Here is a 1,118-nt window from a genome sequence, read left to right on the forward strand (position 1 = left end):
ACGGCTCGGTCTCGGGCACGGCTCCCACCCAGGGGGTCCTCTCACGCGTGGTCACAGACGGCGGACGGCCAGTGCCGCCCGGTCGTCATCCTCCCCCGATCGGGCAGCGCTGCACACTTCGCGCGCGACGTCGCCCTGGCTCAGAAGCGTCGTCGTGGCGATGCCGAGCATGCGGTCGACGCCGTCGACGAGGTCGCGTCCTCGGGCCTCGACGATGCCGTCGGTGTAGAGCAGCAGGGTGTCACCGTGGCCGAGCCAGCCTCGCTGGCGCGGGAAGTGAGCGCCGGGGACCACACCGAGGAGTGGACCCCGACCACCGGCGATGACCTCCCAGCGGCCCTTGCCGAAGGTGAAGAGCGCCGCCGAGGGATGCCCTGCGTTGCCGATCGCGTACTCCCCCGTGCGCAGGTCGACCTCGAGGTGCACGGCCGTGGCGAAGCCCTCGACCCAGCCCTGTCGCGCGAGGTAGTCGTTGGCGGTGGCCAGGAACTGGTCCGAGGGCACCGCCCCGAGCAGGCCGCCGAAGGCTCCGGACAGCAGCAGCGAGCGGGTGCCGGCGCGGGTGCCCTTGCCGCTGACGTCGACGAGCACGATCTCCAGGCGATCACCCGAGGGCGATCGGTGGGCGACGAGGAAGTCGCCGGAGAAGTGCTCGCCGTGGGCCGAGCGGATGCACGACGACACCTGCCAGCCCGGGGGCAGGTCTGGCAGCTGGCCGCCGAGGGCGATGCGGTCGCGCAGCTCGGCGAACATCCGGTCGCCGCGAAAGCCTCGGGTCCCGATCCGCGCGCGCGACACCGACGCGATGAGCATGACGGCCATCACGGCGACGACCGAGACCGCCACGAACATCGAGCGGGTCAGCCCGACGCCGGAGTGGGGCACCCAGCCGGTCACGAGGACGAGCGCGATGCCATAGACCATCACCAGGGGACGGGGGCGCAGGACCACACCGGCGACGACGACCGTGGGGAAGAGGAACGAGATCGGCACGGCGTGCGGCCACCGCGCGATGGCGGCACCCAAGGCCAACAACCCCCCGACGAACGACACGAGAAGGGCGCGCTCGGAGACCGACCCGGCGCGTCGTGATCCGCCCAGCCATCGCATCGCGGGGT

Annotated in this window: 1 protein-coding gene; it reads right to left on the minus strand. The window is 72.2% G+C overall.

Annotated features, from left to right (window positions below; genetic code table 11):
• Nucleotides 1–51: 51 nt before the first annotated feature.
• On the minus strand, nt 52–1,118 hold a 1,067-nt coding region (locus PLL68_RS15675; RefSeq protein WP_324535691.1), incomplete at its 5' end, for a PP2C family protein-serine/threonine phosphatase.

The organism is Ornithinibacter sp. (assembly GCF_035443565.1).
Lineage (GTDB): Bacteria > Actinomycetota > Actinomycetes > Actinomycetales > Dermatophilaceae > Fodinibacter.